The sequence below is a fragment of the Propioniciclava sp. LT432 genome (assembly GCF_059515965.1).
In genome coordinates this window covers 1-4,608 of sequence record NZ_JCAKNE010000063.1, presented here as the reverse complement: position 1 = coordinate 4,608, position 4,608 = coordinate 1, and the positions used below count along the sequence as shown (strand labels likewise).

Genomic DNA, 4,608 nt, shown 5'->3' with positions numbered 1-4,608 from the left:
TGCATATTGCGCTCGGTGAGGGCCGGTGTTCCGTTGTGGGGTGAGCCAGTGGTCCGGTGGGCGGTGAGCCACGGCGACGGGGCGCGGTGGACCGTGGCGGCGCTCGGGTTTTCGTGTGGGACGTTCGTCGCGCCGTGCCGTTGGGGTACGGCGTGACGAGAGGAAGTCGCCTTCATGGTCGACTACAAACAGATCCTTCGGCTGCGAGCTGAGGGGGTCAGTCAGCGTGGGATCGCGGACGTGTTGGGGTGTTCCCGTAACACGGTGGCGGCGGTGTTCACTGCGGCGGACTCGGCGGGGGTCGGGTTCGAGCAGGTGACGGACCTCGGGGCTGACGAGGTCCGCCGGCTGTTGCTGCCCGAACCGGCCAAGCCGGACTCGGACCGGGCCACACCAGACTTCGAGCACGTGCACCGGGAGCTGGGACGGCCGTCGGTGACGCTGCTGGTGTTGTGGAACGAGTACGTGGCCAACTGCCGCGCCACCGGCGAGGTGCCCTACCAGTACTCGTTCTTCAACGAACAGTACCGGCGGTGGGCGAAGGCCACCGGCGCGTCGATGCGGATCCAGCGCAACCCGGGCGAGTCGATCGAGGTCGACTGGGCCGGGGACCCGATGGCCTACGCCGACCCGCTGACCGGCGAACCACGACAGGGGTGGGTGTTCGTGGCCGCACTGTCGTATTCGGCCTACACGTATGTGGAGGCGTTCCCGGACATGACGCTCGGGTCGTGGATCGACGCGCACGTGCACGCCCTGGAGGATTTCGGGGGTGCTGCCCGGCTCCTGGTGCCGGACAACCTGCGGACCGGGGTGTCCCGGTCGGACCGCTACGAGCCGGCGTTGAACCCCGCCTATGCCCGGTTGGCCGAGCATTACGGCACCGCGGTCATCCCGGCCAGGGTGAAACGTCCCCGCGACAAGGCAGTGGTCGAAGGGAGCGTCCGGTTCGTCGCGGGGCAGGTCGCGGCGGTGCTCCGCAATCGGCAGTTCGTCGGGTTGGCCGAGTTGAACGAGGCCATCTTCGCCGAAGTCGCTGCCATCAACGCGCGTCCGTTCCAGAAGCGGGAGGACTCCCGGCAGATCGTGTTCGAACGCGACGAGAAGCCACTGTTGCAACCGCTGCCGCCGGTCCGGTTCGAGTTGGCCGAGCTCCGCAAGGCCAAGGTCGGCCCGAACTACCACGTCCAGGTCGACAAGAACTTCTACTCCGTCCCTTCCCGGTTGATCGGCCAATCCCTGGATGTGCGCCTCACCACGAGCATCGTGGAGGTCTTCGACGGGATCGAGCGGGTCGCGTCCCACCCCCGCTTCCAAGGGGTGTCGGGCCGGTATGCGACCCTGCCGGCCCACATGCCCGCCACCCACCGCAGCCGACTGGTCGACTGGACGCCGGAACGATTCGAGCAGTGGGCCGCCACGGTGGGCCCGAACACCCAAGCGGCGATCGGGGCGATCCTGGCGTCCCGCCAGATCGTCGAGCAGTCCTACCGGTCCTGTCTGGGGGTGATGTCGCTGGCCACCAAGCCCGGCGGCATGGCCCGCCTGGAGGACACCTGCACGCGGGCGTTGGCGGCCACCCCCGCCCCCTCCTACACGCTCATCAAGAAGCTGTGGACCGGCTGGACCCCACCCACCCAAGCCCCGCCGGCCCCCTCCCTGGGCGACGCCGGCTATGTCCGCGGCAGCGACTACTACGGGAGCCGAGCATGATCGATGTGGAAACCCTCACCCGCTTGAAGACGATGCGATTGTCCGGGATGGCCGAGTACTTCGAGAACCTCGCCGACACCACGACCGCCGCCACCCTGACCGGTCCAGAGTTGGTCAAACAGGCCGTCGACTGGGAATACGAGAGACGCCGCGACAGCAAGCTGCACCGGCTCCGCCGCCAAGCCTGCCTCGCCCAACCCGCCGCCGACCTGACCGACCTGAAAGCCATGCCCGGCCGCAGCATGGACCTCGAGCTGATCCACCGGCTCGCGGTCGGCGCCTACCTGGTCAAGCACCAAGACGTCATCCTGCAAGGACCCACCGGCGCGGGGAAGACCTACGTCGCCTGCGCGCTGGGGAACAAGGCCTGCCAGCAGTACCGCAAGGTGCTCTACCTGCCCGCCGGGGAACTGTTCGACCGGATCACCATCGCCGAACGGACCGGGGACAAGAAGCGCTGCCTCGACACCCTGGTCAACGTCGAGTTGTTGATCATCGATGACTGGTTCCTCACCCCGCCCACCCGGGTCCAGGTCCAGCAGTTGCACACCCTGATCGACCGACGACACAAGACCGCCTCCACGATCTACTGCTCCCAGCTACCACCGGGCCAGTGGCACGACCGGATGGAAGAGAAGATCCTCGCCGACGCCATCGTCGACCGGATCACCACCAACGCGCACGCCACCGTCCTGGACTGTGACGACTCCCTGCGCAAACACTTCACTCACCTGCAGTAACCACAGCGCTGGGGCGGCCCAAGCGGCCGCCCCAGCACCATGGCAACCCATCCCGTCGACGTGGCCCACCGATCCCCGGAACACTGGCTCACCCCCCAGCGGAACACCGGCCCTCAGCAAGCGCAATATCCAGAACCCGCTCGCGAACGACAACCACGCGCGCCAGCCCTCCCCTGAGGCCAACCGTTCAACCTGATCGGCCAACTGCTCATGCATGCGCGCCAACGTCTCCTCGCGCGCCGCAGCCGCGGCCTCGAGATCGGCAACGCCGCGTCCCCGGCCGCTCATCGGCCTGTGATCAAGTCGAGCTGGGCCTGCACATCAGCAAGCTCCTCAACATCCCCGCCCGCCTCGAGGAGCTCCTCCAACCGCTCCAGCAGGACATCCACGAGCAACGGTTCATCCAAGAACTGGCCCTCGAACTCAACACGCTCAACACCAGACACGACAGGGGGCTCCTCACACTCGGGTACACCCCCACAAGCAGCGAAAACCTCCCAGATGGCCACGCGACTTAGCCACGTATCCAGTGCGCCACTGCGAGGCCGTCCTTACCTGCGGCGTCGCCGCCCGTAACGGCGGGGAATGTCCCACGAATAGGCCACCGGGTCGCGGCAATTGAGGGCGGTTGCTCCGGCCCAGGCCCTAGCCTCGATCGTTCATGGCGGAGTGAGCGACGCGTGCGGTAGATAGGCCGGAGTGCCTTCTGGCTACGGGATACTTGGACTTGCGACTGTTCAAGACCCCTGAAGCGGAAGGCACTCCGTAGGTGAAGCGTACTTCGTGGTCCACCGGTATGTCCGTGACCGGCGATGGTGGCGCGGTGATCGCCCACGCCGGCAGCATCGGGCTCAGGATGCTGGCCGAGAACACCGGCCTGACCGGCGCCCTATCGACGGCGATGGCCCGGCGTTCGTTCGTCCCCTCGGTGCACGACCGTGGCCAGGTGCTGACCGATGTGGCGGTGCTGCTCGCCGACGGCGGGGAAGCGATCTCCGACATCGATGTGCTGCGGCACCAATCCCAGGTCCTGGGGCCGGTCGCGTCTGCTCCGACGGTGTGGCGGGCGTTGGACGAGGTCACCGACGCCAGGCGGAGGAAGATCGCCACGGCCCGGGCCCGTGTCCGGCGCCACGTCTGGGCCCAGCGGACAGCGGCTGGTGGGGTTCCGGCGTCTCGGGTCGCCGGGACCGATCTCGGCAGCACGGTGGTGTTGGATGTCGATGCCACGATCGTGGTGACCCACTCGGAGAAGGAACTCGCGTCGCCGACGTTCAAACGAACCTTCGGGTATCACCCGATCGGCGTGTGGTGCGACAACACGGGCGAGTTCCTCGCCGCCGCGCTGCGGACAGGTCGGGCAGGATCGAACACCGCCGTCGATCACATTCAGGTCTTGGGCGAGGCGATCACCCAGATCCCGATGCCGTATCGCCGCCATCTGTTGATCCGCTGCGACGGGGCCGGAGCCTCGCACCTGCTGCTGGACTGGCTCCATGCGCAAGGCCAAGTCAGAGGCAGGACGCTGCATTACAGCGTCGGGTTCACGATCGGGGAGAACATCCGCCACGCCATCTCGCAGTTGCCGGCCGGGTTGTGGTCCCCGGCGCTCACCGCTGAGGGTGAGGTCCGAGACGGCGGGGACGTCGCCGAGGTCACCGGCCTGCTGGACCTGACCCGGTGGCCGGCCGGGATGCGGGTGATCCTGCGCCGCGAACGCCCCCACCCCGGGGCTCAACTGTCGCTGTTCGAAGCCCACGACGGCTGGCGCTACCAAGCGTTCGCCACCAACACCGCCGAGGGGCAGTTGCAGTTTCTCGAGGCCCGTCACCGGGCGCATGCCCGGGTCGAGGACCGGATCCGACACGCCAAAGACTCCGGCCTGGGCCGGTTCCCGTCACGCGAGTTCAGCATCAACCAGACCTGGCTACTCCTGACCATGATCGCCGCCGACCTGGTCGCCTGGCTCAAAATGCTGGCCCTCGACGGTGACCTCGCCAAGGCCGAACCGAAAGCACTCAGGTATCGGCTGCTGCACGTCCCGGCCCGGCTCGTCTACGGCGCCCGACGGCGACGACTGCGCCTACCCAAGACCTGGCCCTGGGTCGAGCACCTCGTGGCCGCGTTCGCCCGGATCGCCGCGATCCCACCACCA

The 4,608-nt window shown here is 67.6% G+C and carries 4 protein-coding genes; 3 read left to right on the top strand and 1 reads right to left on the bottom strand.

Annotation, left to right across the window (positions count from 1 at the left end):
* The first annotated feature begins 174 nt into the window (after positions 1-174).
* Together istA and AC5YDV_RS19495 are read left to right on the top strand one after the other, a co-directional pair.
* Complete coding sequence (gene istA, locus AC5YDV_RS19500) at positions 175-1,713, top strand: IS21 family transposase (RefSeq protein ID WP_496181550.1); 1,539 nt, start codon at positions 175-177, stop codon at positions 1,711-1,713.
* Entirely contained in the window at positions 1,710-2,453 is a 744-nt protein-coding gene (locus AC5YDV_RS19495; protein ID WP_496181551.1) for an ATP-binding protein, read from the top strand. The genes istA and AC5YDV_RS19495 overlap by 4 nt, the downstream gene beginning before the upstream one ends.
* A 284-nt stretch (positions 2,454-2,737) precedes the next feature.
* Here the strand turns inward: AC5YDV_RS19495 and AC5YDV_RS19490 are convergent, their stop codons facing one another.
* A complete protein-coding gene (locus tag AC5YDV_RS19490) occupies positions 2,738-2,962 on the bottom strand; it encodes a hypothetical protein (protein ID WP_496185185.1) in 225 nt (74 codons plus the stop codon).
* Between the two features lie 287 nt (positions 2,963-3,249).
* On the opposite strand from AC5YDV_RS19490, the gene AC5YDV_RS19485 reads away from it, so the two are divergent.
* The coding region (locus AC5YDV_RS19485) for an IS1380 family transposase (protein WP_496184895.1) at positions 3,250-4,608 on the top strand (1,359 nt) is incomplete at its 3' end.